Below are 4,968 nucleotides of genomic sequence, written 5' to 3' on the forward strand. Positions count from 1 at the left end.
CCCGCTGACGATAGCCAGTGAGCCAACGATCAGATCGTCGCTGCCATCGCGGTTGACATCGCCCGCCGCAAGAGATCCACCAAAGGCATCGTTACGAGCAGGGGCAGGAGCCTGCAGTCTCCGATCGGATGTGGAATCGAAGGGGTTGCCGCCGAGGAAGATATACACCTCGCCCGGATCACTCTGAGCCGAGAAGAGGGATCGGGTGAGTCGTGGATGAGGGGTCCCGACGATGACATCATCGAATCCATCGCCGTTGACATCGCCCGATGTAACGGCTGCTCCGAATCCGCTACTCGGGAGGGGAGCAGGCAGGCTCAACGCAGCATCCACTGTGGGATCAACCGTCGAGCCGCCCAGGAAGACATAGGTCCGTCCGGATTCCTGAGCACCACCCGCATCTTCATTCGGAGCCCCGACGATGATGTCGGCGAAAGGATCGCCGTTCAGGTTTCCCACGGCCACCGAATTGCCGAACGCACCCCCTTCCTGCGGTGCAGGCGAGAGGAACGAAGCGGTGAGAGTTCCGCTGAAGGAGCGGCTTCCGGAAAAGAGGAAGACTTCTCCCGCCTGCCGTCGGCCTCCAACGCGCACATTTTCAGCTCCGACGACGACATCATCAATGCCGTCGCCCGTGACGTCTCCCGCCGCGAGCGACCAGCCGAAATGCGCCAGCGGATTGAGTCCCGAAACCTGGAGCGTGGCGTCGGCTTGAGCGTCAAGCAGAGTACCGCCGAAAAAGATATAGACGGCGCCGGTTCCGTTATCGGTGCCCCCATTGGCGAAGAGAGCGCTGACGATAATGTCCTTTTGCCCATCGCCGTTGACGTCTCCGATGGCGATGGACCAGCCAAATCGCGCGCCGCCTTCGGGCGAGGGCGCTTGCAATGTCAAATCGGGCGACGTATGCGGCGGTGCGCCTCCAGAAAAGACGTGAACCACACCCGCTGCATTTCGGCCACCGACGCTGGTGAGCACCGATCCGGCCACAACATCGGCGATTCCATCGCCCGTGACATCACCGCTGGCCAGCCCAAAACCGAAACTGCCATCGGGATTGGCCGGTTGCAGGATGATGGGCGATTGGAACTGCCCCCTCGTCGTTGAAGGAAAGAGAATCGCACCAACAGCCATGAACACTATTCCGACGAAACATTTTTTCATCCACATATACTGCCTCCACAGTCAATCAACGCCGCGTGGGCCGAGGGTCGCCTTGCGCCCCCCTTTCCTCTGACAGGTTGTTCCGAGAATTTGGGGGTCCTACAACAAAAGAGCCTCAGCGTGTGCACCCTCGGCTCGCTCCGAGCTACCTCCTTCCCTGCGACGCGACGACGATCACAGGAAGGTTTGGAAATCGGTGGGTAACAGCCCGGCAAAAGGTCCAAGGCAGAGCAGCACCAGCGGCGGGAAGATCAAAAAGAGGATGAGACAAACCTGAGGCCAGAGGATAGAGCCCACTGCCAGCACGAGCGGGGACAACAGCCCAAGACTTACGAGCTTCTTCATAACAAATCCTCCGATGGATTTTTTCGACTGCCCCATCATACAGACGATTTCAGGCACGGTCAAGAAAAGAATGGACCACCGATGCAGCAGTTGGCGGTTCCATCCAATGCCAATCAGGCGGTGCAAAAGGAGCTCCTGCGTCGGCTCGAGGTATCATGTTCGCCATCGAATGAATTCAGCCGAAGGGCAAATAAGCCTCTGACCGCCCCGATGGTCGGTGCCACGGTTGACCACCGACCCGTCGCCTGTTAAGCTCGTTGAGCTTTCAGCGGCAGCAAGGTGAGGATCCGATGACTGAGACATCACAGATCAAGGCCCTGGTTCAATTCCTTGGCACCTTGAAACGGGAGCGGACTCTTCATACAGTGATCCTCTTTGTCACCTCGCACTGCAATGCCAGGTGCCGCACCTGCTTTTACTGGCAGGACCTGAACCGTCCCGGAGACTTGACCTTCGATGAACTGGCTGAGCTGTCACGCACCATGCCTCCCTTCACCCAGCTTCTGCTCAGCGGCGGTGAACCCACTCTCCGTGAAGACGTGCCGGAAATCGTCCACCTCTTCTCCGTCAATAACGGGATTCGCAGTCTCAATTTCCCGACCAATGGGCTCAAGCCCGAGCGCACGCGGGAGTTCATCCGTCGCTTTCTCGAAGAGAACCCCGGGCTGACGGTTTATCTGAATTTCTCCGTTGACGGATTAGAAGCAACGCACGATCGGGTGCGGGCCGTGCCCGGCAACTTCCGCAAGGCGGAGGAAGCGATCCAGTTGGTTCAACCGCTTCGCTCTCGATTCGGCCACCGCCTCTGGGTGGGGATTAATTCGGTCATCTGTCGAGAGAACTACCGTGAATTGATTCCTTTGGCCGAGTATTTCCTGGAGAAGGGATGGCTCGACGGGCATTACTTCCAGATCATCCGCGGTGATCCGCTCGATCCCACCCTGCTGCCGATCCCGGCGGAGGATTTGCGCCTGCTTTATCGTGAGATCACCCGCATCCAGCAAATCTACGCCCAAAGGGCGTTTGCCAATGACCATCGGGCCGCACGCTGGTTCAAGCAGATGATTTACGTGGGAACGTTCGCCTTTCATCATCGGGTGCAACTGGCCAATTACGTCTCCCATCGTCCGTGGCCGATGCCCTGCACGGCGGGGGAGACGTCTCTCGTCATTGACTACAATGGCGATGTCCGTGCTTGCGAACTGCGAAACCGGCTGGGGAATTTGCGCGACTACGGCATGAATTTCTCCGCCTTTTGGGAATCGGCGGTACGGCAACAAGAGCTTCGAGCCATCGCCGAGGAGAAATGCTTTTGCACGCACGTGTGTTTCCTTCATGACAGCCTGCGATTCTCTCTGAAAGCGCAGCTCGTTGGCATCCCCTTGAGTTACCTCCAGCGGCACCGTTTCTAACTCCGCCACGATGACAATTTCAACCTCCTGTGGCGAGCCCGAGCGTATTCCTGTGCGCTTCGGCAGATCGGCCAAGCACACGGCGGCTGCACGCTGAAGAATCGCAGAAACAGAACGCAGCAGCCGGGGCTGTCGGCGCCTTCCAAAGATTCGCCGGTCAAGCGGCGAACGAGGGTCTATCAACGAGAAGCACGGGAGCGAGGGAAATAGCCGCGCCGGGCAATCACCCGTAGGTCCCCCTTCTCTTTCTTTGCCCGATCGCTCACGATGAGCTTAATCTCCCGAAACCGACGATCCGACGCCGGAGGCGGGTAATAACCGAGCGTGTAGCGCGTTCGTAATAGCTCCATCACCTCGACGAACATTTTTCCCACTTCCTCGTGACGGGAACTGACGGCCACGCCGCCGGTTCGCTCGGCGTAATATTTGGCGCTTCCCGTGATCGGGGAGACCCGGCGCAACAGCTTAACAGCGATCAGCAATGCTCCGGCGACGGGATTGGCGGCGGTGAGGGCGGCCGTGGTTCCATAGTTAATGGCCTTGAGGGCCGTTCGCGCGTAGCCCACAACAAGAGCGCACAATGTCGTGCCTCCTTCGTAAAGCTCTCGCAGAACGACATCACGGGGCGGTCCGCCACGCCACCAGCTCGTATCCATGTCATCGGTCACCATGATGATGGCTCGGCGTTCAGTCGGCCCGGTCCTCTTGCGCAGGTAGCGCGCGGCTTCGTAAATCCCCAGATTGATGAATGTGGCCGCTCCGACGTCAGCGGTCTCGCTCCAGATATTTTCCAGACGATCGGCGATCACTGCGCGATCGGTCGTCAGCTCGGCAACCAATTTGGGTTTACTGGCGAAGATCATGAGGGCAACTTTATCCTCCGGCTTCAGTTTTGCCAGAGCATCGAGCGCCGCCTGTTGGATCTCGTCAATGATCGGCTGGACGCTGCCGCTCACGTCAACCAACAGAACAACCGAAAGGGGAAGCTCCTCACGGCTGAAATAGGTGATCTCCTGCTTCTTGCCGCTCTCGAACAACACGAAATCATCGCGCGTGAGGTCTCCGACCACAGTGTTCGTCTTCTTGCTGAGGACAAGAGCATCAACCAGGATGAGATTCGTCTCCAGCGTGATGGTGGGCTGCTGTCCCAATCCCGATCCAGCAAGGGTGACCAGGAGAAACCCGACGGCAATCCGTCTCAAGTGAGGGCGTGCTCTCATAGGCGCCTCCGTCCTCCGCCGATGTTTCTTCCGGGCCAGTACAGACGAGTCACCGAATTCCGTCCGAGTGGGACAGGGCAGCCGTTTGCACTGAGCTTCTCACCGATTGATCCGCGCGCGCTCATGATTTTCCCCGGATTTTCCCGTACCGACCCTTTTTATCCGGCGAAAATTTTACTGTCGCCGCCGTTAAGATTTCGTTAGACGGAGATTAAAAACGAGACCGACACTGTCTCCCTTGCCTGCGTCCTTCCTCCCGCGAAGATGAGGGCGCATGGCAAACGAACCATTGACATCACCGGCGTCATCGAGATGACATGTGAGAAGCGATCCCACGGGCGCAGACCGGCGACACTGATTCCCCTGTCATCCTTCCCGCTCGGTTTCGCTTTATCCTCAGCTCGCTTTCGGAGGCCCCTGCGCGATTCGGCCTCTTCCGAGCGCCCCACCACGAGGGGCTTGCTAGACCGTGCTTTGAACGACAGCCTCTTCCTTTGGCTGTCGGGTTCTCTTTTTCCGTGACGATGTCGCTCGGGCCGTCTTCTTCTCCTGAGCCTGTCCCGGGCGATTGAAGAGATCTTCGACGAAAACCAGGCGCAGAACCTCGTCAATGGTCTCGACGGGGATGAACTCCAGATCGGCCCGCACTTCAGGTTGAAGTTCTTCGAGGTCCTGCAGGTTGTGTTTGGGCAGGATGACGCGCTTGATGCCGGCCCGACGCGCCGCCAGGACTTTTTCTTTCACTCCCCCGATGGGGAGGATGAGACCGGTGAGGGTGATCTCGCCGGTCATGGCCGTATCCGCCCGAACGGGACAGTTCGTGTAGA

The 4,968-nt window shown here is 58.6% G+C and carries 5 protein-coding genes; 1 reads left to right on the forward strand and 4 read right to left on the reverse strand.

Annotated features, from left to right (window positions below; translation table 11 throughout):
- The coding region (locus VNM72_12195; protein ID HXF06156.1) for a hypothetical protein at positions 1–1,170 on the reverse strand (1,170 nt) is incomplete at its 3' end.
- A gap of 168 nt (positions 1,171–1,338) precedes the next feature.
- Positions 1,339–1,635 (reverse strand): hypothetical protein, encoded by a 297-nt coding sequence (locus VNM72_12200; protein HXF06157.1) that lies wholly within the window; start codon positions 1,633–1,635, stop codon positions 1,339–1,341.
- Between the two features lie 164 nt (positions 1,636–1,799).
- On the opposite strand from VNM72_12200, the gene VNM72_12205 reads away from it, so the two are divergent.
- A complete protein-coding gene (locus VNM72_12205; GenBank protein ID HXF06158.1) occupies positions 1,800–2,921 on the forward strand; it encodes a radical SAM/SPASM domain-containing protein in 1,122 nt (373 codons plus the stop codon).
- Between the two features lie 179 nt (positions 2,922–3,100).
- Here VNM72_12205 and VNM72_12210 read toward each other — a convergent pair whose 3' ends face one another.
- The gene (locus tag VNM72_12210) at positions 3,101–4,141 is read right to left on the reverse strand and encodes a VWA domain-containing protein (GenBank protein HXF06159.1); all 1,041 of its coding nucleotides are present in this window, start codon (positions 4,139–4,141) and stop codon (positions 3,101–3,103) included.
- A 462-nt stretch (positions 4,142–4,603) separates the two neighbouring features.
- Positions 4,604–4,968: S16 family serine protease (locus VNM72_12215; GenBank protein ID HXF06160.1), on the reverse strand; the 365-nt coding region annotated here is incomplete at its 5' end.

The sequence above is a fragment of the Blastocatellia bacterium genome (genome assembly GCA_035573895.1).
Classification (GTDB): domain Bacteria; phylum Acidobacteriota; class Blastocatellia; order HR10; family HR10; genus DATLZR01.

Coding starts and splice junctions, on each gene's coding strand:
- VNM72_12205 (HXF06158.1), top strand. CDS start 1,800: ATGACTGAGACATCACAGATCAAGGCCCTGGTTCAATTCCTTGGCACC.
- VNM72_12210 (HXF06159.1), bottom strand. CDS start 4,141: ATGAGAGCACGCCCTCACTTGAGACGGATTGCCGTCGGGTTTCTCCTG.